18 protein-coding genes are annotated in these 21,755 nt (G+C 72.3%); 3 read left to right on the top strand and 15 right to left on the bottom strand.

Features of this window, described 5'->3' with window-relative positions:
- From H4W31_RS37735 to H4W31_RS37780, 10 genes are read right to left on the bottom strand one after another with little or no spacing between them, the layout of a single operon-like run.
- Positions 1-1,095 (bottom strand): beta-ketoacyl synthase N-terminal-like domain-containing protein, encoded by a 1,095-nt coding sequence (locus H4W31_RS37735; RefSeq protein ID WP_192770971.1) that lies wholly within the window; start codon positions 1,093-1,095, stop codon positions 1-3.
- A 14-nt stretch (positions 1,096-1,109) separates the two neighbouring features.
- Positions 1,110-2,078, bottom strand: coding sequence for an SDR family oxidoreductase (locus H4W31_RS37740; protein ID WP_192770972.1), 969 nt, complete (start codon positions 2,076-2,078; stop codon positions 1,110-1,112).
- Positions 2,072-3,094, bottom strand: a complete 1,023-nt coding sequence (locus H4W31_RS37745) for a beta-ketoacyl synthase N-terminal-like domain-containing protein (protein ID WP_192770973.1) — start codon at positions 3,092-3,094, stop codon at positions 2,072-2,074. The genes H4W31_RS37740 and H4W31_RS37745 overlap by 7 nt, the downstream gene beginning before the upstream one ends.
- On the bottom strand, positions 3,091-4,305 hold the full coding sequence (locus H4W31_RS37750; RefSeq protein ID WP_192770974.1) for a beta-ketoacyl-[acyl-carrier-protein] synthase family protein: 1,215 nt from the start codon (positions 4,303-4,305) through the stop codon (positions 3,091-3,093). Before H4W31_RS37750 ends, H4W31_RS37745 begins: the two co-directional genes overlap by 4 nt.
- Positions 4,302-5,291 (bottom strand): acyl-CoA thioesterase family protein, encoded by a 990-nt coding sequence (locus tag H4W31_RS37755; protein WP_225945892.1) that lies wholly within the window; start codon positions 5,289-5,291, stop codon positions 4,302-4,304. The genes H4W31_RS37750 and H4W31_RS37755 overlap by 4 nt, the downstream gene beginning before the upstream one ends.
- Positions 5,288-6,154, bottom strand: a complete 867-nt coding sequence (locus tag H4W31_RS37760) for an alpha/beta fold hydrolase (RefSeq protein WP_192770975.1) — start codon at positions 6,152-6,154, stop codon at positions 5,288-5,290. The genes H4W31_RS37755 and H4W31_RS37760 overlap by 4 nt, the downstream gene beginning before the upstream one ends.
- Entirely contained in the window at positions 6,151-7,122 is a 972-nt protein-coding gene (locus H4W31_RS37765) for a beta-ketoacyl synthase N-terminal-like domain-containing protein (RefSeq protein WP_192770976.1), read from the bottom strand. Before H4W31_RS37765 ends, H4W31_RS37760 begins: the two co-directional genes overlap by 4 nt.
- A complete protein-coding gene (locus H4W31_RS37770) occupies positions 7,122-8,276 on the bottom strand; it encodes a beta-ketoacyl synthase N-terminal-like domain-containing protein (RefSeq protein ID WP_225945893.1) in 1,155 nt (384 codons plus the stop codon). The genes H4W31_RS37765 and H4W31_RS37770 overlap by 1 nt, the downstream gene beginning before the upstream one ends.
- Positions 8,273-9,517 (bottom strand): beta-ketoacyl-[acyl-carrier-protein] synthase family protein, encoded by a 1,245-nt coding sequence (locus H4W31_RS37775; RefSeq protein WP_192770977.1) that lies wholly within the window; start codon positions 9,515-9,517, stop codon positions 8,273-8,275. Before H4W31_RS37775 ends, H4W31_RS37770 begins: the two co-directional genes overlap by 4 nt.
- Before the next feature lie 58 nt (positions 9,518-9,575).
- Positions 9,576-9,845 carry an acyl carrier protein gene (locus H4W31_RS37780; protein WP_192770978.1) on the bottom strand — a complete coding sequence of 90 codons (270 nt, stop codon included), beginning with the start codon at positions 9,843-9,845 and terminating at the stop codon, positions 9,576-9,578.
- Between the two features lie 37 nt (positions 9,846-9,882).
- Here H4W31_RS37780 and H4W31_RS37785 point away from each other — a divergent pair, with 37 nt between their 5' ends.
- Positions 9,883-10,176 (top strand): hypothetical protein, encoded by a 294-nt coding sequence (locus H4W31_RS37785; RefSeq protein WP_192770979.1) that lies wholly within the window; start codon positions 9,883-9,885, stop codon positions 10,174-10,176.
- A gap of 33 nt (positions 10,177-10,209) precedes the next feature.
- Here the strand turns inward: H4W31_RS37785 and H4W31_RS37790 are convergent, their stop codons facing one another.
- From H4W31_RS37790 to H4W31_RS37800, 3 genes are read right to left on the bottom strand one after another with little or no spacing between them, the layout of a single operon-like run.
- Complete coding sequence (locus H4W31_RS37790; protein WP_192770980.1) at positions 10,210-11,238, bottom strand: hypothetical protein; 1,029 nt, start codon at positions 11,236-11,238, stop codon at positions 10,210-10,212.
- A gap of 23 nt (positions 11,239-11,261) precedes the next feature.
- On the bottom strand, positions 11,262-11,600 hold the full coding sequence (locus tag H4W31_RS37795; protein ID WP_192770981.1) for a PadR family transcriptional regulator: 339 nt from the start codon (positions 11,598-11,600) through the stop codon (positions 11,262-11,264).
- A 31-nt stretch (positions 11,601-11,631) separates the two neighbouring features.
- Positions 11,632-13,272 (bottom strand): glycosyltransferase family protein, encoded by a 1,641-nt coding sequence (locus tag H4W31_RS37800; protein WP_192770982.1) that lies wholly within the window; start codon positions 13,270-13,272, stop codon positions 11,632-11,634.
- Positions 13,273-13,366: 94 nt separating this feature from the next.
- Here H4W31_RS37800 and H4W31_RS37805 point away from each other — a divergent pair, with 94 nt between their 5' ends.
- Positions 13,367-14,296: an acetamidase/formamidase family protein gene (locus H4W31_RS37805; RefSeq protein WP_192770983.1), complete on the top strand. Its 930-nt coding sequence runs from the start codon at positions 13,367-13,369 to the stop codon at positions 14,294-14,296.
- 53 nt (positions 14,297-14,349) lie between these two features.
- Here H4W31_RS37805 and H4W31_RS37810 read toward each other — a convergent pair whose 3' ends face one another.
- Both H4W31_RS37810 and H4W31_RS37815 read right to left on the bottom strand, forming a co-directional pair.
- Positions 14,350-16,626: a S8 family peptidase gene (locus tag H4W31_RS37810; protein ID WP_192770984.1), complete on the bottom strand. Its 2,277-nt coding sequence runs from the start codon at positions 16,624-16,626 to the stop codon at positions 14,350-14,352.
- 229 nt (positions 16,627-16,855) lie between these two features.
- Positions 16,856-19,495, bottom strand: coding sequence for an MGH1-like glycoside hydrolase domain-containing protein (locus tag H4W31_RS37815; RefSeq protein WP_192770985.1), 2,640 nt, complete (start codon positions 19,493-19,495; stop codon positions 16,856-16,858).
- Positions 19,496-19,642: 147 nt separating this feature from the next.
- Here H4W31_RS37815 and H4W31_RS37820 point away from each other — a divergent pair, with 147 nt between their 5' ends.
- Positions 19,643-21,622 carry an amylo-alpha-1,6-glucosidase gene (locus H4W31_RS37820; RefSeq protein ID WP_192772712.1) on the top strand — a complete coding sequence of 660 codons (1,980 nt, stop codon included), beginning with the start codon at positions 19,643-19,645 and terminating at the stop codon, positions 21,620-21,622.
- Positions 21,623-21,755 lie beyond the last annotated feature (133 nt).

A 21,755-nucleotide genomic window follows, 5' to 3' on the forward strand; every position in this document is an offset into this window, starting at 1 on the left:
TCAGCTCACCGCGCCGAGCAGGGTGGCGCCGACCTGGCCGTCCCGGTCCACCCCGGTGACCAGGGCGACCCCGTCCGACCGATCGGACAGTTCGGACAGTGCCGCCGCGAGTTGGAACGCCGACGACGCCGACGAGGTGTCGCCGAGCAGCGCCCGGCAGTGCAACCGGGTGGGCCGGTTCGCCCCGAGGACGTCCGCGATCGCGGCCTCCTCCGCGGCGGCGAGGCCGTTCCCGGCGTCCGACGCCGCCACCACCCGTACGTCCTCCGGGCGCAGACCCGCCGCCCCGAGCGCGTCCCCGATGCACCGGCCCAGCACCGGGCGTACCGCCGCCGGATCGGAGAAGGCGCGGAAGCGGGAGCCCCGGACCGTGGCGAGGGGCCGACGGCCGTCCCGGACCGCACTGGACAGCGGTTCGAGCAGGAAGATCGCGCAGCCCTCGCCGAGCGGGGCCGCCACGCCCTCCCGCCCGTGCCACTCCAGCCAGCCGCGCTGCACCGAGTACTCCTCGACCGCGCCGCAGAGGATCAGGTCGCTGTGCCCGCCCCGCTGGAGCCGTACCGCGTAGTTCAGGGCCAGCAGGCCGGTCAGGGAGCCACCGGCGATGGTGGTGTTCGGCCCCTTCAGCCCGTACCAGATCGCGCTCTGTCCGGCAGCGCGGTTCATCACGGTGTTCGGGAAGCGTGCCGGGTCGACATGGAACGGGCGGGCGCCGGTCAGCGACTCGCGGGTGAAGTCCATGATGCTCTGCACGCTGCCGGAACTCGTACCCAGGACCAGACCGATCCGCTCCGGCTCACCGACCAGTTCCGGACCGCACTGGTCGAGCAGCATCCCGACGGTGGCGATCGCGATTCCGGTGGCCCGGTCCATCGACCGGGTGCCCTTGCGGCCGAGCAGTTCGGGAATGTCGAAGCCGGGAATCAGGCCGGCCCGGTCGTACGGGCCGGGCCAGGCGGCCCGGTCCAGCGGCGCGACCGCGTCGGTGCCGGCCCGGACGCCGTCGGCGAACCGGTCGGCGCCCAGCCCGAACGCCGAGGCGGCCGACCAGCCCGACAGCACCAGTTCGTCCCCGGCGATGGTGGTGGCGATCATCTGTCTTCCCTCCCTCAGGCCGGGACCGGCTGCTGCGCCGGCGCCCCGTTCGGCGGTACGGCCCCGGGCTGATCCGGCCCCGGCGATCCGCTCGGCTGATCCGGCCCCGCCGACCCGCTCGGCTGATCCGGCCCCGCCGACCCGCTCGGCTGATCCGCCTCGGCGCGGTTCGGACTCCACGCCGGAATGCCGGCGATGCCCTCGGCACCGTCCACGCCGATCGTGTTGCCGGTGATCCAGGACGAGTCGGTCCGGGACAGCAGCAGGATCGCCTCGGCCACGTCCTCGGGCCGGGTGAGCCGGCCGTGCGGGTTCGTGGCGCTCGCCTGCGAGACGAACTCGGCGTGCTCGGGAATCCGTTGCAGGGCCGGCGTCACGGTCACCCCGGCGCAGAGCGCGTTCACCGCCACGCCGAACCGGGCCAGTTCACAGGCGAGCTGCCGGACGTGCGACTCCAGCGCGCACTTGGCCGCCGAGACCGCACCGTAGCTGGGCATCACCTGACTGGCGCCGGTGCTGGTCATCGCGTACACCTTGGCGCCCCGGGGCAGCAGGCCCGCGGCCATCAGCTCCTGCACCCAGTAGACGAGGCTGTGCGCCATCACGTCGACGGTCATCTCCATCTGCCGCTGACCCAGCGTCCGGTCCCAGCCCGCCCGGGGCAGGTACGGCAGCAGCGAGCCGAAGGCCAGCGAGTGCAGCACGATGTGCAGCCCCGCTCCGCCGGTCAGCTCGGCGATGGTGGGCAGCAACTGCTCCCGGGCGGACCGGCTGGAGGCGTTGACGTTGAAGAAGTGCGCCTGGACGCCGTACCCGCGCAGCTCCTCGACCAGGTCCTGGGCCGCCTGCGCCCGCTCACCCATGTCGAGGTGCACGCCGAGAACGTTGCCGCCCTCCCGGGCCAGCGCCAGCGCCGTCGCCCGGCCCATCCCGCTGGACGCGCCCAGCACCAGGCTCCACGTGCCTTTCAGGGGAATCAGCATTCCGCGCTCCTCGCAGATGTCGTCGCGGTCCGCCAGATCCGGACCATCGCCACGTTTCCGGTGCCGGCCGCCGTGACCAGCAGGCTGTCCCCGTCCAGGGCACGCAGCCGCTCGGCCAGCCGCAGCATCGGCCCGAGGCTGCCGGCGGCGGTCGGGCCGACGTCCCGGACCGGACCGGCGCCGGTCGGCACCACCCCGGCCACCAGCTCACTCACCGGGGAGTCGTCGAACATTCCGTACACCGGCACCTGGCCCGCGCCGAGTCCGGCCGCCGCCTCCCGGACCAGGTCGGCCGACCGCCGTCGTTCCGGCGTACCGGCACCGAGCCGGTGCGGCGGCAGCAGCAGGGTCCGGACCTCGCACCGGCCGTAGCCGGTGCCGCCCCGGGCCCGTACCGAGGCCGGCGGCTCCAGCACCAGCACCACGGCGCCCTCCTCCGGCGCCGCCATCGCCGGCTCCGGGACCGCCTGCTCCATCGCCCCGGCGAGCAGCAGTGCGGACCGGCCGGCGGCCAACGCCCGCGCGCCGACCTGCACCGCCTCCAGGCCGGCCACCAGCGGCGAGGTGAGGGTCAGGCTGACCCCCTTGAACCCGTGCTCCATCGACAGCCGGCTGGTCAGCACGTTCACCGCCCCGAACGGCGCGGTGACCGGGCTGAGTTCGCCCGCGTGTTCGGCGATCACGACGCGGTCCTGCTCGTCGTGCAGCGCGGCCACCCCGTTGTTGGTACCGACCACGACGCCGCGCTGCTCCTCGGCGGCGCCGTCGAGGCAGTCCCCCGCGTCGGTCAGCGCCCGGCGGCCCGCCACCAGCAGGTACTGGCAGGCCGCCGGAAGGTACTTGTAGCCGCGCCGGCCGAGCTGGGCCCGTACGTCGAACCACGCCCCGTCCGCCGCCGGCCGGTCCAGCGGCGGTGCGCAGATCCCGATCCCGGTGACCACGGTCCGGCCGCCGGCCACCCCGGCTGCGTCCCCGCGCGGGTCCTGGCTCATCTCCCGGCACATGTCCTGGCTCATGTTCCAACTCCGGCGAGTGTCTCCGCTCCGGCGAGCGTTCCGGCCCCGGCGAGTACCAGGGAGACGTTGTTGCCGCCGAAGGCGTAGCCGTTGACCATGATCCGGTCGGAAGCGAGCGGGGTGACCAGGCCCTGGGGCAGCCAGACCCGGCACTCCGGGTCCTGCTCGGTGATCGGCACGTTCGGCGGCACCGTCCGGTACCGCAGGATCAGTGCCGCCGCCACCGCCGCGACCGCGGCCGCCGCGCCACCGGTGTGCCCGATCAGCGCCTTCAGGCTGTAGAGCGGCACGTCGACGCCGAGCACCTCGTTCAGCGCGCGGCTCTCCACCACGTCGTTCAACTGGGTTCCGGTGCCGTGCGGCAACACGCAGCCGATCCGGTCGGAGTCGGTGCCGGTCTCGTCGAGCGCGGCGCGCATCGCCCGGATGATCTGCGTACCGCCGGGCTCCGGAGCGGTCAGGTGGTACGCGTCGCAGGTCCAGCCGGACCCCTCGACCACGGCGCGCACCGTCGCGCCCCGGGCCCGGGCGTGCTCGGTCGACTCGACCACCAGGGCGCCGGCGGCCTCGCCGAACGACGTACCCCGGCGGTGCAGGTCGAACGGCCGGCAGCGGACCGGATCCACCGCGCCCATCCGGTTGAAGCAGGCCAGCATCACCCGGCTGTACGCGTCCGCACCGACCGCGAGCACGATGTCGGCCTCGCCGGACCGGACCAGGTCCGCCGCGGCCCCGAGCGCGAAGCCGCCGGCCGCACAGGCGTTGCTGATCGTCGTGGCGACGCTCAGCGGCCCGAGCCGGTCGGCGATCTCACCGGCGACCCCGAGTGCCGAGGTGAACCGTTCGGCCGGCTTGCCGCCGTCCGCCCGCCACTGCTCGTGCAACCCCGAGTCACCCATGCAGGTGCCGAGCGAGAGCCCGATCCGGGCCCGGGCCGCACCGGCCGACTCGGCCAACGGCAGGCCGGCGTCGGCGAGAGCCTCGTCGACCGCCGTCAGGGCGAGCCGGGAGGTCCGGGCCAGCGCCTGGGACTCGGCCGGCAGGTAGACCTCGGAGACGCCCTGCACCACCGGCACGTCCATGTGCGCGAACGGGTCCGACACCGGACCCGGGTCGGTAACCGGTGCCGCCATCATCGCGTCCCAGAGGGCGCGCGTACCACTGCCGTGGCACGTGACGACACCGAGGCCGGTGATGGCGACGCCGGTCATCGACGCGTTCTCGGAGCAGCCGGCGCACCTTCCAGCGCACCGGCGAGACGGTCGTCGAAGGTCACCAGGCTCCAGTCGCGCCGGTTCTCGATCACGGCGTAACCGTGGGTGATCCGGCCGGTCGCGGTCGGCACCAGTACGCCGTCGCGCAGCACGTAGCAGTCCATCCGGGAGGTGTACGTCAGCCGCTTGAAGACGCTCTCGACGGTGAAGACGGTGTACAGCTCCTCCTCCATTCGCGCCTCGTCCAGCAGCGTGATCCGGGAGTGCGGTACCACCGGGATCCAGTCCTGCTCGTCGAGCAGGGTCTTGATCGAGACGCCCCGGTCGGCCAGGAAGAGGTCGACGACCTCCTCCATCTGCCGCAGGTAGCCCGACATCTGCATCCGCTCGGTGAAGTGGCAGTAGAAGTACGGGATCCGCCACTTCCAGGCGTACGCGTTGCGGCCGGCGGTGAGCTGCGCCAGCACGTCGTCGCTGGCGGTCACCCCGGCGGCGGCCGGCCGGTCGACCCGGACCGGCGCCGTTCCCAACCGGGCGACGGCGTACGTAGCCAACTCGTCCGGCACCGGCTCGGCGGCGCTGCCGTGCGGGTCGAGGCGCAGCTCCACCCGGACCTTGGCGGTCACCGCCTTGACCGGCGGCACACCGTCGACCGAGATCTCCACCGCGAAGGCGAGCTTGTCACCGGGCAGCGGCCGGACCTCGGCCATGGCCACGTCGTCGATGTGGAAGGCGTGGGTGATCCGGCTGTCGATGTCGACGATGTCGACGCAGAGGCCGTACGTCTCGTACAGCCCGCCGGGGGCCAGGCCGCGCTGCCGGAGGTGGTCGAGGACCGCCTCCTCGACCAGGTAGTTGACGTGCTTGAAGCCGATCCAGGTGCAGATGTTGGACCCCTCGTACCGGGGCCGCAGGTTCACGCGGGTCACCGCGTCCGCGACTGGTTCGTGGACGGGACGGGGTGACAGGGTCGTCGAGTTCACGTGCGCTCCAGGTGAGTGTCGAGGATCGGTTCCGGTGCTACGTCGGAGGCCACCAGCGGCCTGGTGAAGTCCGCCACCAGGGCGGCGAACCGGTCGGGGTGCTCGGCCATGGCGAAGTGGCCGCAGTCGGGGACCAGGGCGTACCGGCCGGCCGGCGACGCCGCGGCCAACGCCCGCCCGTCGGAGGGCTGGGCGGCGAAGTCCCGGTCGCCGGAGACCACCAGCAACGGGACCGTCAGGTCGGCGACCGGCAGGAACGGCGTACGCAGGTAGGCGTCGAAGAACCGCATCCAGCCGTACGGCCCGATCCGTTCCCGGACCCGGTCCGCCATCGCCGCCCGCACCTCGGTGGGCAGGCCGGCTCCGGCGCTGACCCGGATGCCCTCTTCGAGGATCCGGTGGAAGTCGTTGAGGTAGAACGTGATCGCCGCCCAGTCGAAGTCGTCCGCGGCCGGTCGGTAGAACGGCGACACCAGCACCGCCGCCCGTGGCGCAGCCGCATCCGGGCGACTCCACGGCTCGGCCGCACCCGTGCGGCACAGCAGTTCCAGCATCATGTTGGCGGCGAAGGAGTGCGCGACGACGAGGTCGACTCCGCCGTCGACGGCTCGCAACGCCTCCGTCGCCCAGTCGGCGGGGTCGCCGTGCTGACTCCAGCCGCCGTTCCCTCCGCTCGCCCAGGGCAGCTCGGCGTCCCACAGCTCCAGCTCCGGCGGCGCGACGCTGACGAACCGGTCCCAGATGGCCCGGCTACTGCCCAGGCCGTGCAGCAGCAGGGTACGAACCGGCCGGGTGGTGCCGGCGGACCGGCGCCGCCGGACCGGGACCCCCGGAGCCGCCCGCAGCGGTGTGGTCGCGGTCATGACCGGCCACCCCCGACGGTGAGCAGCAGCGCCGCCGCCGCGTCGGCACCCTCGCCGTCCGCGCTGGCCAGCACCGCACCGGAGTCGTTCCCGCTCAGCCAGGCGGTGCCGGCGACGCACTGGAGCACGCCGAGCGCACCCGAGCAGTCGCCGTGGTAGGCGGTCAGGTCGTACGTACTCGCCGGGGTGATCCCGGTCGGACCGCCGGCGCCGGAGCCGAACCACATGTCCACCGGACGCGGGTCGGTACCCCGGATCGCCGCCACCGCCGTCGACTGGTCCGCCTTCCGGGCGTACGGGCCGACGGTGGCGAGCGCCTCGACCTCGCGGTCCCGGACCGCCCTGGCCGACTCCAGTACCAGCGCCGCCGCCCCGTCGAACAGCCGTGGCCGGACGCCGTCCTGGTCGCTCGCGCCGCCGGTGACGAGATGCCGTACCGGCGGATTGTCCGGTTCGACCCCGACCACCAGTACCCGGTCCACCCGACCGGCCAGGACCAGCAGCCGGGCCCAGTTCACCGCGTCCAGACCCGAGGTGGGCCCGTTGCACATCGTCAGGTTCGCGCCCCGCAGCCGGAACCAGATCGCCAGCCAGGACGCGATCACGTTGCTGGCGGTGGCCGGCAGCGCCATCGGGCTCAGCCCGACGTACGTCTCGTCGGCGATGGTCCGCACGGTGTCGCAGATCGTGTCGACGTTGCCGTAGTTCGAGCTGACCACGACTCCGACGGTCTCGCTGGACACGGTGAGACCGGGATCGCGCAGCAGCCCGGCGTCGGCCAGCGCGTCCCGGCCGGCACAGAGCGCGAGCCGGGTCGCCCGATCCTTGTAGCGCAGTCCCTTGCCGGTGAGCCGCCGGGCGGGATCGCCACCCTCGCCGGCCGGCATCCGCCGCAGCAGGTCGTCGGGGCCGTCGACCCCGGCCACCGCGACACCCACACCGCTGATCACCACATCGGCCGCGCCCATCAGGCCACCTTCTCCACGATCGCGACGGCGTTGAGCCCGCCGAAGCCGAACGAGTCCACCTGGGCGACCCGTAGGGCGGCGACCTCGGCCCGCTCGCGGACCAGCCGGAATCCCTCGACCTCGTCGATCGGGTTGTCCAGGCCGAGGATCGGCGGCACCACTCCGCAGCGGAGCGTCTCGACCGCCACCACCAGGCTGTGCAGCCCGGACGCCCCGGCCGTGTGTCCGGTCATCGACTTGATCGCCGTCATGTACGGCGACGGCGCCACCCCGGAGAAGACCTCGCGGACGGCCAGCGCCTCGGCCTCGTCGTTCAGGGCCGTTCCGGTGCCGTGCAGCATCACGAGGTCCACATCGGATGGCTCGACGCCGGCTCGACGGTGGGCTTCCCGGGTGACCAGGGCGATGCTCTTCGCGTCCGGCGCCGACGGGTGGTACGCGTCGCAGTTCATCGCGACTCCGCGTACCCGGGCGTGCCGGTGCCCGTCGCCGGGACCGTCCGCCTCCCGGCGCAGGACGACCGCCACCGCGCCCTCGCCCTGGAGCATGCCGCGCCGGTCCCGGTCGAACGGACGTACCTGGTCGGGTGCCTCCGGGTAACAGCGGTCGAGCAGCCCGTACGTGCTCTCGGTGATGGTGTCCACCCCCGCCACCACGACGGTGTCGGCGGCACCGACGTCGAGCAGGTCCATCCCGAGCCCGAGGGTGTACAGCGAGGCGGAGCAGGCGTTGGCGACGGTGTACGTGTTCGTCGCGCCGAACCGGTTCCGCAGCGCGGTACCGAAGTGCAGGTCCCGGACGTCGAACGGTACGCCGTCCCGCCAGCTCAGCTCGACCGAGCGCAACTCGCGCAGCGTGGTGCCGACCAGCACCGGGATGTCGCCGAGCTCGGGATCGAGGCCGGCGTCCCGCAGTGCGGCGGAGACCGCCTGCTCCAGCCACCGGCTGGCCCGCAGGGTCGTGTCGCTTCCCGGCACCGGCCGGTCGTCGATCTCGTACGCGTGCTGGGCCCGGTACCGGCTCCGGTCGAAGCCGCGCAGCTCGGCCAGGCCGCTGTAGCCGGCACAGAGCGAGTCGAAGAACTCGACGGTGGTACTGCCGATGCTGGTCACCGCCCCCATCCCGACCACCAGCGCGTCGGTCCGCCCGCTCATGGCGTCTCCTCGTATCTGCCGAGGATCAGCACCGCGTTGTTACCGCCGAAGGCGAGGGCGTTGTTCTGCACCACCCGCAGGTCGGCGGGCTGGGCCACGTTCGGTACGCAGTCGAGCCCGCACTCGGGATCGGTCTCGACGTGGTTGATGGTGGGTGGGATGAACCCGTGAGTGATGGCGAGGGCACAGGCCGCCGAGGCCAGCGCGCTCGCGGCGCCCATCGTGTGTCCGATCATCCCCTTGATCGACACGGTGCGCGGCGGCTGTTGGCCGAACACCTGCCGGATCGCGCCGGCCTCGGTCACGTCGTTCGCCTTGGTGCCGGTGCCGTGCGCGGAGATGAAGTCGATGTCGTCCGGTTTCACCCCCGCGTTGCGGTGCGCCAGTTCGATGCAGCGCGCGATGCTGTTCCGGTCCGGCGCGACCGGGTGGTACGCGTCGCAGTTGAGCCCGTACCCGAGCACCTCCGCGTAGATCCGCGCCCCGCGCGCCCGCGCCGAGTCCAGGCTCTCCATCAACAGGATGCCGGCGCCCTCACCGGTGAGGATGCCCTTGCGGTTGCGGTCGAAGGGCTGGCAGGCCTCCGGCGCGATGGTGCCGAGCCGGTAGAAGCCGGTGAAGGTCTTGCGGCACAGCGCGTCGGCGCCGCCGCAGAGGGCCACCTCCACGTCGCCGCTGCGGATCGCGTCGAAGCCGTACCCGACCGCGTAGTTGCCCGCCGCGCACGCGGTCGGGATGGTCACCGCCTCGACATCCGTCAGCCCGAGTTCGGCGACGATGCTCGACGACAGCCGACCGGCGGGAACGCGGCGGGCCACGACCGGGTCGAGGTGCTCGGCACCCCGTTCGACCTGCACCCCGACCAACCCGTCGAGGTCGTGGGACTCGCCGTCCGTGGTGCCCACCGACACCAGCGCCCGCCGCGCCCGCAGTGTCTCGACGGACATGCCCGCGTCCGCGACCGCCATTCCGGCGGCGGCGGCCGAGAGCTGGCTGGCCCGGCCGAGCCCGGCCGGGTCCACGTTGCGCAGCCAACGGGCCGGGTCGAAATCGGTGATCTCGCACCCGTTGGCGTGGGCGAACCCGGTCGTGTCGAACGCGGTGATCGGCTTGACCCCGCTCCGACCGGCCCGCAGCCCGGCGAGAAACCTCTCGACCCCGATACCGATGCTGGTGACCACGCCGAGCCCGGTGACGACCACCCGGCGGGGCGATCGAGCATCGCCTGGCAGAACGCTCATCCTCGCGCCTCACTCACCTGTAGTCTCCGACCTGACTCGCACCCGTCCGACGGAACGGTCAGGCTGCCGGGGCCTCGCCGACAACGGCGTAAACGCCCTGCAGATTCACCATTCGGCTCAGTTCCGCCTGGTCGATGGTGACGTGGAGATTCCGTTCGAGCGCCGCGAGGATTTCAATCGCGAGCAGCGAATCCGCACCGTGGTCCTCTTTGAAGAGACTGGTTTCGGTAACCTCCTCGACGTCGATTTCCAGGATCTCGCAGACGATCTCCTTAACCTGCTCGTTGCGGTCAGCCTCGGTGCTGGTGGTCGGGGCCGTGCTGGTCATGTCGCCTCCAGAGCGGATCGGAAGATAAAGTGCCTCGATGGCTACGTCTGACTGGCGGCGCCGTGCGCCGCATTACCGATACCGTTTGCCGGTCGGCCGCATCGCGGCACCATCGGATCGCGGCACTGTCCAGAGTCTGGAAGCCGCGGCTATATTTCTCCTATATGGCGAACCCGCCGTCCGCCATATCCGCCCGACATCGGGCGGCGGCGTCACCTCGGTTCAGGAGCGGCCGGCGTCGGCCGTCCCCAGCACGACCGCGCCGCCGCCGGTGATGACGGCGACGGCGGTGGTGACGACGGTGGGTGGTGGTGACGCTGGGTGGTGGTGACGGTGGGCGGCGACAGCGGCTGCGGTGGTGCTGCTACCGCACCGGGTCCGGGCGGCGACGCCCCTCGTACCAGTACAAGCCGACGATGCCCAGGGCGAAGACGCCGACGGGGGGCAGCGCGAGCAGCACCCACTGTTCCGGACTGAGCGGAAGCGGTGGGCTGAAGTGGTAGGTCGCCATCCGGTAGCCCAGGAAACTTCGGTCGATCACGAGGTAGAGAACGACGACCGGTAGCGCCACCGTCGCGATTCGGCGCCGGACCGAGCCGGCCAGCGGCGCCAGCACGATCAGCAGCAGCACCAGGGCAATCAGGTAGAGCACCGTCGCGGGCAGGTCGACCGACAGGTGCAGGGTGCGGAAGTAGATCCGGCCGTCGGTTTCCCGGTAGGCGTCGCCGCCGGGCAGCGGGACGATCGTGACCTGGAGCAGTGCGGCGACTCCGCTGCCGACGACGAGCAGACCGGCCAGCAGCAACCCGGCGGTCCGCCACCGGCCGAGCAGCTTCGCCACCGGTCGGTGCCGGACCGACATGGCCAGCCCGACCGAGGCGATGACGGCGACGAGGAGTGGCCGCAGCCCGTACAGGAGGTCGGTGGGAAACATCCGGTACCGCTCGACCAGCACGACGGCCTCGGCCAGGGTGACCAGCCAGGCGATCGCGGCGGCGCCGGTCCGCCAGCCGACGAGGGCGGCGAGCACCACCGGCAGCCAGACGAGATCGTGGAGCACGTCCGGCAGCGACCGGACCATGATGTCGTCCACCAGCAGCCGCCAGCCGAGGTGCACCACGAGGTTCCGCAGCCCGAGGCTGGCCAGCAGGATGGCGGCGACGATTCCGATCACCGCCGCCGCCGTGGACCATCCGTGGTCGTCGGCGGTGTCGCGCAGCGCCCGGAGCCGTACGCTGGTCGCCGCCCGCAGCAGGTCGACGGTCTCCACCAGGGTCGGTCGACGCTGGCCGGGGCGTGCCCGGTCCATCAGGACGCCGAGCATCTCCTCCTGGTACTGCCGTCGGTGCCGGGCCGGAAATGCGTTGAGCAGCAACCGGTAGTGGGCTTCCAACGACCACCTTTCGACCGATCGGCTCACGACGCGCCACCGAGACGGAGCCGACGCAGGCCCTTGTCGGCGGCGTCGGCGGTCCGGCGCAACCGCTCGCTCTCGGCGGCGAGTTCCTGGGCGCCCAGCCCGGTGAGCCGGTAGTAGCGCCGCAGCCGGGACCGGACGACCTCCTCCCGGTCGAGCTCGATCAGACCCGCCTGGCGCAGTCGGTCGAGAATGGCGTAGAGCGAGCCGGTGCCGAGCTGGAGCCGGCCACCGGAGACCTGTGCCACCTCTCCGATCAGGCCGTAGCCGTGTTGCGGCCCGCTGGCGAGGACGGTGAGCACCAGCAGTGCCGGCTCACTCAGCGGGGTCGACGTCATAACCGCAGGATATATGCCGGCAGCCGACATATCAACGATCCGACCTGTCGGGCCGGTCGACCGGCACCGCCAGCCGTCCGTCCGGCGCGTACAGCCGGTAGCCGGCGACCTCGACCGCACCGGCCAGCACCGCCGGGCCCTCGGGCAGCACCCGCAGGTAGCCGGCGAACGCGGTCTCCTCCGGCCCGCCCGACGCGAAGACGTACACCGGTCGTGCCGCCGTCTCGATCTGGTGCCGGGCCCCCGGCACCTTGTCGGCCCCACGCCGCAATAGCGCCGTCACGCTCGCACAGCCGATCCGGCGCGAGGTGGCGAACATCAGCCGCTGACAGGTCCAGTAGTCGGTGTACAGCCGGTCGATACCACGTCGGTCCAGTTCGGCGATCAGGGCGCGCTCGTCGACGGCCGCCTGCCGGTGTCCGTCGACCGTGGACCCGACGGCCAGACCGGCCGCCCCGGCCGCCGCCGCCAGGATCGCGATCGCCGCGCGGGCCGGCCAGGCCGACCGGACCCGCCCGGTCCGCCGGGCCAGTGACCAGAGCGGCCAGAGTACGGCGGGAAGCGAGATCACCAGACAGCACAGGTACCTGACGCTCTCGGTCGGCGTCGCGCCGGCCGGTGAACTGGCCGCGTAGAGCCCGATCGTGAGCAGCCCCGGCACGGCGAGCGCGAGCCGCCCCGCCGTACGGGCCGTCCGGGCGCCAGGCGTACGGGCGGTCCATGCGCCGCGCGACACGACGCCGATCAGCAACCCGACGATGACCGGCCCGCAGAGCTGGGCCAGCGGTGCACATGAGCCGGGCCCGCAGAGTCCCATCCGCATCGGAACACCGATCATCAGGCCACCGTGCAGCCGGGCCAGCGCGCCCGGTGGCTCCCCGGGAGGGTCCTGCCCGAAGGCCATCCGCAGGTAGGCAAGGGTCGAGTTGTCCGCCAGCGGGCTGGTCAGATCGTGCAGCAGTTGCGGTGCCACCCCGACCAGGAAGCCGGCGCCGACCAGCAGGCCAGCCCGGCCGAGCAAATCGCGCCGGCAACCCGCCACCAGCAACGCGAACGCGCCCAGCAGGTACGGCGCGGCGAGCCAGTCCGTCCAGACCACCAGCCCGGCGACCAGTCCCCAGCCGGCGAATCCGGCGAACCGGAGGCCGGCCGGGCCCACCGCCCCGGCAGACCGGCGGTTGTCCCGACCCGGTGGGTCGGCCAGCCGCAGCGCACCCCAGAGCAGGGCGGCACAGCCCGGCACGATCCAGGCGAAGCCGTTGGCGATGAGCTGGTCCTTGACGACCCGGTCCGATCCCACCGCCAGCAGGCCGGTGACGAGAACCGCGAACCAGGGCGAGTAGAGCCGCGCCGTGAGCCGGTAGAGCAGCACCGCGAAGACCAGGTAGGCCACCGTGGTCGGAAGTCGCAGCGCCGGCACGGACGGACCCACGAGCCACACCACGGGCGCGGCCAACCATGCCTCGGCCGCCCCCATGTAGTGCTGCCCGTAGAGGAAGGCCGGCGCCGCGGCTCCCTCGGCGATGTCGGTCGCCATCAGACCGATCAGCGCCTCGTCGCTGTTGGTCCGCGGCACCACCAGCATGGTGAGCCAGGCCCGCCAGGCCAGCCCGGCGGCGATGAACAGTCCGGCGACGACGACCGGTCCCGGAAGCGTCCCCCGTGGTATCACGCCGACAAGATATATACCTGTCACCGATATATTCAAGAGCCACTGATATTCGCCGCAGGTCCACGACCTGAGCAAAGTGGATTAGCCTGCCCGGATGCGGCACACCCTCGTACCCGGCGACGCGACCCTGCACGGTCACTTCTCCCGGGATCTCCCGCCGGTGCTCACCATCGACCCGGGCGACACCGTCGAGTTCCGAACCCTGGACTGCTGGTGGTCGGCCGGCCCCTACCCCGGCGGACGCAACCGGGACCGACCCCGGGTTCCGCAGCACCAGCCCGACTGCGGCCACGCGCTGATCGGCCCGGTGGCCGTACGCGGCGCCGAGGTCGGCGGAACCCTCGCGGTACGGATCGACGCCGTCGTACCGGCCGGTTGGGGTACCACGGTCGCCGGCGGCTGGCCCAGCCCGTTCAACCAGCGGTACGGCGTCGAGGAGACCGGGGTCGTGCACGCCTGGCAGCTCGACCCGGTGGCGATGACCGGCCGGAACCAGCACGGCCACACCATCGCGCTGCGGCCGTTCATGGGGGTGCTCGGAATGCCGCCGGCGGAACCCGGACGGCACTCGACGATCCCGCCCCGGCCGCACGGCGGCAACCTGGACTGCCGGGAACTGGTCGCCGGCAGCACGCTGCTGTTGCCGATCCCGGTCGACGGCGCGCTCTTCTCGGTCGGCGACGGGCACGCCGCCCAGGGCGACGGCGAGGTGGGCGGCACCGCCGTCGAGTGTCCGATGGACGAGGTCGTGCTGACCTTCGACCTGTGGGACGACTTCCCGGTCACCGGACCCGTCGCCCGGACCGCCGACGCCTGGCTGACCATGGGGGTGGGCCCGACGCTCGACGACGCGACGTTCACCGCGCTGAACTCGATGCTGACGCTCCTGGAACGGCTGCACGGCATCGGCCGGCCCGACGCGGTCGCGCTGGCCAGCGTCGCGGTGGACGTCCGGGTCACCCAGATCGTCAACCAGACCGTCGGCGTGCACGCGGTGCTCCGCGACGGAGCCGTACGCATGTAAGGAAGGGCCCCTTCTTATCGTTTTCTGTATAAGAAGGGGCCCTTCCTAACACCTCAGAGGGTGAGTGACCAGACGTCCAGGTAACCGGTGACACCGCTCACCGTGTCCTGCACCCGCAGCCGCCAGCTGCCGTTGCGGGTCTCCCGCGAGAGGTCCACCACGAATACCTGGTCGACGATGCCCTCGAAGCCACCGGTGCGGTCGCGCAGCAGATAGGAACTGCCGTCGGGCGCGACCAGGCGCAGCACCAGGTCACTGACGGCCCCGTGCGGGATCACCACGGCGACCTCGCTGGTCCGGGACGCGACGCCCGAGCAGCCGGTGAGCGCGATCGTGCTCTGCACCGTGCCCGGGTCGGGAATGGTCAGGTCGGTACCGTTGCTGCCGGAGCAGAACACCGGACCGTTGCCGCCGAGGTTGACCGTCCAGGTGTCGATATGACCGACGTCCCAGCCCGCCCGGTCCTGCACCCGCAGCCGCCACCTGCCGTTGCCCACCTCGCTCGACAGGTTGACCGGGAAGCTCCGGTCGATGTTGTCCTCGCCGCCACCGGTCTGGTTGTGCAGCACGTACGCGCTCCCGTCCGGCGCCACCAGGCTCACCACCAGGTCGCTGCGGAACGTGTGCACGATGCGTACCCGGACCGAACTCGACGCCGACGCCCGACCCGGGCACCCCGAGATCGCCACCGCGCTCTCGGCCGTGGACAGGTCCGGAATCTCGACGTCGGTATTGTTCGTCCCCACGCAGCCGGGCGGGTTCGTGACGGTCAGCGTGTACCTCACCAGGCGGCTGGCGTACCGGCTGGTGCCGGTGATCGTGAGTGGATAGACGCCGGGCGGGGTCGTCGCCGCGACCCGCAGGGTCAGGACCGACGACCGACCGGCGGGCAGCGCCGCCGGGCTGAACGACGCGGTGACCCCGGCCGGCAGGCCGGTGGCGCCGAGGGTGACGGTCTGGGCGGAGCCGGCCGTGATCCGGGTCGACACCGTCGTACTCACCGAACCGCCCGGCGGGACCGAGCCGGCCGCCGGGGCGACCGAGATGGCGAAGTCGTGTGCCGGTGGCCTGGTGTCGGCGACGTACAGCAGGACGTTCGGCGAGCCGGTGCCAGGGTTGGTGACCAGTCCGGTGGTGCCGTTGTTGACCAGGTGGTCGCGGACCTGGAGGGGGGTGAAGGACGGGTTCTGCGCCAGTACGAGCGCGGCCGCGCCGGCCACGTGCGGGCTCGCCATCGAGGTGCCGTCCCACGACTCGCTGGAGGTGTCGCTGGTGATCGTGGACGACGTGATCGCCACGCCGGGCGCGAAGATGTCGACGCAGCTGCCGTGGCTGGAGAAGGAGGCCCGGGCGTCGCTGCGGCCGGGGCCGCCCTGCGCACCCCCGGTGGCCGCGACGGTGATCGCGGCGGGGACGGCGGCCGGCGAGCTGCCGCACGCGTCGACGTTGTCGTTGCCGGCCGCGACGGCGTAGCTGACCCCGTCGGCGATGGAGTTCACCACCGCCGTGTTCATGGCGGTCGAGACCGGTCCGCCGAGGCTCATGTTCGCCACGGCCCGCTCACCGGGATCGTGGTCGCCGGTGACCCAGTCGATACCGGCGACGACCTGGGCGGTCGTTCCGCCGCCGTCGCAGTCGAGCACCCGTACGCCGACCAGCGTCACGCCCTTGGCGACCCCGTGGATGGTGCCGCCCGCGGTGCCGGCGACGTGGGTGCCGTGCCCGTGGCAGTCGCTCGCGGGTCCGCCGTCGATCGCGTCGAAGCCGGAGACCGCCCGGCCGCCGAAGGTGGTGTGGGTGAACCGGATGCCGGTGTCGAGGATGTACACCCGGACCCCGGCGCCGGTGGTCGGGTACGTGTAGCTGTTGTCCAGCGCCAGTGGGCGCCGGTCGATCCGGTCCAGTCCCCAGGACGGGGTCGGGGTCTGGGTGCCGGAGATCCGTACCCGGTGGTTCTGCTCGACGTACGCCACCGAGGGGTCTGCCGCGATCCGCCGGGCCGCCCCGGTGTCGCCGGCCAGTTCGAAGCCGCGCAACGCGTGCCGGTAGGTCCGCGCGACCCGGGCGCCGACCCGGGCGGCGAGGGTGTCCGCCCGGGCGGACACCGAGGCGGTCTCGACCGACGTGTCCTTGAAGACCACGAGGTAGCTGTCCGCGACCGCGGTGCTGCCACCGAGGTGCCGGATCGTCTCCTTGGCCGGTGCCGTGGGCGTCGCCGACGCCGCGGACGCCGGTGCCCCGGGTGCCAGGGTCGCGGTCAGCGCGACCACCAGACCGATCGCGAGCGGTACGGCCGTCCACCGCTGCTGGAACGTACTGGGAATCCTCATCCCCATCCTTCTCCCCTCCCGCCGATGCCCGGGGCTCGCCCGGCGGTGCCGCGACGTCGCCCCGGAGATCGACTACGGGGACACTACGAGGAGTGTTGGATTACTGGCGGACAGTAACCGACAGCAGGTCAGTCGGCATCCAGTCCATGTGGCCTGGGTCACTTTCCGTGCCGACGGGTGTTAAGAAGGGGCCCTTTATCGACAGAAAGCGATAACGGGGGGCCCTTCCTTACCGGCGGAGGGTGAGGATGAGGTCGGCGACCAGGGCGGTCCAGCCGGTCTGGTGCCAGGCGCCGAGGCCGGCACCGTTGTCGCCGTGGAAGTACTCGGGAAAGGCGATCAGGTCCTTCCAGTCGGGGTGGGTCTGGAACAGCTCACAGATGCCGTAGATCGGCCGCCGCCCCCAGGTGTCCGGGACGAACAACGAGATCAGCCGGGCCGAGAGGTCGTCGGCGATCTCGGTCAGGGTGTGCTTGCTGCCGGACCGGGTGGGATATTCCACCAGCAGGTCGTCGCCGAAGAACGCGGCGTGGTCGCGCAGCGCGGAGATCAGCATGAAGTTGGTCGGCATCCAGATCGGACCGCGCCAGTTGGAGTTGCCGCCGAAGAGACCGGAGGTCGACTCCGCCGGCTCGTAGCCGACGGTGAACTCCTGACCGCCCATCTCCACCGTGAACGGCTCCGCCAGGTGCCGCCGGGACAGCGTACGCAGCCCGTACGGGGACAGGAACTCCTCCTCGTCCAGCATCCGGGCCAGCAGTCGGACCACCTGGTCCGGGCCGACCATGGAGAGCAGCCGCTGCTGCCGCCCGTCACCACCCAGCCGGCGAGCCCCGATCACGCTCGCGTACTCCGGCTTGTTGGCCAGGAACCAGCGCAGCCGGGCGGTCAGCTCCGGCAGCCGGTTCAACGTCACGGTGGTGAGCCGGGTGATCGCGGCCAGCGGCAGCAGGCCGACCACCGAACGCACCTTCAACGGCGTACTGGTCCCGTCCGGCAGCCGCAGGACGTCGTAGAAGAAGGCGTCCTCCTCGTCCCAGAGGCCCTGGTCGTACGCGGCCGCCGCGATGTACGCGAAGTGCTCGAAGAACTTCGTCGCGATGTCGGAGTACGTCGGGTCGTGCACCGCCAGGATCAGCGCCATGTCGAGCAGGTTGAGCGCGTACATGGCCATCCAGCCGGTGCCGTCGGACTGCTCCAGCACCCCGGCCACCGGCAGCGCGGCGGAGCGGTCGAACGGGCCGACGTTGTCCAGCCCGAGGAAGCCGCCCTCGAAGACGTTGTTGCCGCCGATGTCCTTCCGGTTCACCCACCAGGTGAAGTTCAGCAGCAGTTTGTGCATCATCCGGGCGAGGAAGTCGAAGTCCCGCCCGCCGTCGATCTCGAACACCTTCAGCGCCGCCCAGGCGTGCACCGGCGGGTTCACGTCGCCGAACGCCCACTCGTACGCCGGGATCTGCCCGTTCGGGTGCAGGTACCACTCGCGGAGCAGCAACAGCAGTTGCGACTTGGCGAACCCGGGATCGACCCGGGCGATGGTCACGCAGTGGAAGGCCAGGTCCCAGGCGGCGTACCAGGGATACTCCCAGGGGTCGGGCATGGAGATGACGTCGAAGCTGTTCATGTGCCGCCAGGAGCTGTTCCGGCCGAACCGGTGCCCGTCCGGCGGCGGCGTGGCGGCCGGGTCGCCGTTCAGCCACTGCTGCACGTCGAAGTGGTAGAACTGCTTGCCCCACATCAGCCCGGCGATCGCCTGCCGGGCCACCGCGGCCTCCTCCCGGGACGCCCCGTCCGGAATCAGCCGCCCGAAGAACTCGTCCGCCTCGGCCTGCCGGGTCGCCATGACGGTCCCGAAGTCCGTGCCGAGATCCAGCACCGGCGCGGGCTGGTTGGCCGGCGGCGGGGAGGTACGGCTGAGCCGGATCCGGATCTTCGCCTCGCCGCGCGCCGGTACGTCCAGGACGTAGTGCAGCGCCCCCTTGGTGCCCTCGCCGGCCGGGTTGACCGTGTCGGCGCCGCTCACCACGTGGTCGTTGATGCCGTCCTTCGGGTACGGGCTCCGGCCCGGCAACCCCCACAGCCGGTCGGTGTTGGTCTCGTTGTCGCAGAGCAGTGTGGTCGGCTCGCCGTCACCTTCGAGCACGAGTTGCCCGAGCACCCAGTGCTCACCGACCAGCCGGCCCGGCGAGCCGACCAGCTTCGGCACCTGGTCCCGCCCCGGCAGCCCCCAGGACCAGGTGTTCCGGAACCACAGCGTGGGCAGCACGTGCAGCCGGGCCTCCTGGTCACCCCGGTTGGCCACGGTGATCAGCACGCACATGTCGGTCGGTGACGCCTTGGCGTAGTCGACCGTCACCACCCAGTACCGGTCGTCGTCGAAGACCCCGGTGTCGACCAGCTCGTACTCGGTCTCGTCCCGGCCGCGCTCGCCGTTAACCGCGACCAGTTCGTCGTACGGGAAGGCGGCCTGCGGGTAGTGGTAACGCCAGCGCATGAAGGAGTGCGTCGGGGTGGAGTCCAGGTACCACCAGTAGTCCTTGACGTCCTCGCCGTGGTTGCCGCCGTCCCCGCCCAGCCCGAACATCCGCTCCTTCAGGATCGGGTCGGCACCGTTCCACAGGGCGAGCCCGAAGCAGAAGGTCTGCCACTCGTCGCAGATCCCCGCCATCCCGTCCTCGTTCCACCGGTATGCCCGGGAACGGGCGTGGTCGTGCGGGAAGTAGTCCCAGGCCGTACCGTGCTCGCTGTAGTCCTCCCGGACCGTCCCCCAGGCCCGCTCGGCCAGGTACGGGCCCCAGCCGCGCCAGGGCTCCTCCCCGGCATCCGCCTGGGCCAGCCGGGCCCGCTCCGCGTCCCGCCGGTCATCCATCCGATCCCCGCCCGTCATCCGACCGAACCGTCCCGGTCATCCTTACCGATCATTGTTATCGGTTCGGTCATACCCGGTCAGGATCATGGGAACGCCTCGGCACCACCCGTGTGTGCCCGGTCACCCGGGGAGGGCATCATGGGCGCCATGCTGCCGATCGAGTTCGGGCCGCGGGTCTGCGGTCACCTGGAGTCCGGCGTCGACCGGGAGTGGCTGGTCCCGGACGGCCTGGGCGGGTACGCGATGGGCACCGTGAGCGGGCTGCGTACCCGCCGCTACCACGGGCTGCTGGTGATCGCGGGGGAAACCCCGGCGGCCCGCCGGCTCGGCCTGGTCAGCCTGGACCCCGAGCTGATCCTGCCGTCCGGCGCCACGGTACGGCTCGGCGCCCACGAGTGGCGGTCCGGCGACGTCGACCCGCGCGGCTTCGAACTGCTGGAACGCTTCGACCTCGTGGACGGGCTGCCGCGCTGGCGGTGGCGGATCGGCGACCTGGTGCTGGAGCGTGATCTGGCGCTGGTGCATGGCCGGTCCGCCCTGGCGGTCCGGCACCGGCTCGTCTCCGGCGGCCCGGCCCGGCTCGGCCTGGCCGCGGTGGTCACCTGGCGGGACGGCCACGGCGAGCGGGGCGCGGCGGGACCACCGCCCCAGGTCGAGCCGGCTGCCGGCGGGGCGGTGGTCGAGGACGCGTTCCGGCTGGCCGGGCCGGACTGGGCGCCGCAGGGGCAGTGGTGGCACGGCGTGTACCACCGGCAGGAGGCGGCCCGGGGGCTGACCCCGGAGGAGGACCTCTGGTACGCGGGGCGGTTCACCGGCGCACTCGACCGGCCCGGTGACAGCGTCTCGGTACTCGCCTGGGCCGGCGACCTGGCCGACGAGCCGCCGCCGGCCGACGAGCTGATCGAGGCGGCCCGGCGGCGCAACCGCCGGGTGGTGGCGGCCGGCAAGCCGACCGACGAGGTGGCCGCGACGCTGACCCTGGCCGCCGACGCGTTCGTGGTCCGGACCAGCGCCGGCCCGGACGTGGTGGCCGGCTATCCGTGGTTCGGGGCCTGGTCCCGGGACACGATGATCGCCTACGAGGGGCTGTTCCTGAGTACCGGCCGGGCGGACGAGGGCCGGGACCTGCTCCGGGCGTACGCCGGGGCGCTTTCGGACGGGATGCTGGCGAACACCGCCGACACCGGCCGACCGGAGTACAACACCACGGACGGCACGCTCTGGTTCCTGCACGCCGTGGCCCGGCACGTGGCGGTCGCCGAGGACACCGATCTCGGCGCCGAACTGCTGCCGGCGCTGCGCGCGGTGCTGCTCGGCCACCTCCGTACCGACCCCCGGGCCGCCGCGGGCGGCGGGACGGCGGCCTTCCGGGGCGCCCGATACGGCATCGGGGTGGACCCGGCCGACGGGCTACTCACCCAGGGCTGTGCCGGGGAGGCGCTGACCTGGATGGACGCCCGGGTCGACGGCGAGCCGGTGACCCAGCGGGCAGGCAAGCCGGTCGAGGTGAACGCGCTCTGGATCAACGGGCTGGCCGCCGTCGCCGAGCTGGCCGACCTGCTCGGCCAGGATGCCGGTCCGCTGCCCGCCGCCCGGGACCGGGCCCGCGCGGCGTTCCGGCGCCGGTTCCCGGCCCCGGCCGGTTGGCTGTACGACGTGGTCGACGCCCCGCCGCCGGTCTACCCGCGGGGCGCCGCCGCCCGGCACGACGACGACCTGCTCCGGCCGAACCAGCTCCTCGCCTGGTCGCTGCCGCACGCCCCGCTGGACCCGGACCCGGCGACCCTGCGCCGGCTCGCCGACGCGCTGCTGACCCCGCTCGGCCCGCGCAGCCTCGCCCCGGGCAGCCCGGGGTACGTCGAGCGGCACCGGGGCGGTCCGGCCGAGCGCGACTCCGGCTACCACCAGGGCACCGTCTGGCCCTGGCTGATCGGCCCGTACGCGGACGCCTGCCGCCGGGCCGGGCTGCCCACCGACGAGACGTTCGCCGGGCTGACCGCGCACCTGTCCGAGTTCGGCCTCGGGTCGGTGAGCGAGACCGCGGACGCGGCGGCACCGCACGACGGCACCGGAACGCCGTTCCAGGCCTGGTCGGTCGCGGAACTTCTACGGGTACGACCAAGCTGACCGACCGGCGTTACATCCCCGCAACGGCGACGTCTTCACCGGTTTTTCCGGCGCCGGCAGTATGGGCCCCAACCCGAGAACGCGTCGACACCCGTCCCAGGTGTCCGGTCGCGCCTGCCCGGGAGTCAACTCG

The sequence above is a fragment of the Plantactinospora soyae genome (assembly GCF_014874095.1).
Taxonomy (GTDB): domain Bacteria; phylum Actinomycetota; class Actinomycetes; order Mycobacteriales; family Micromonosporaceae; genus Plantactinospora; species Plantactinospora soyae.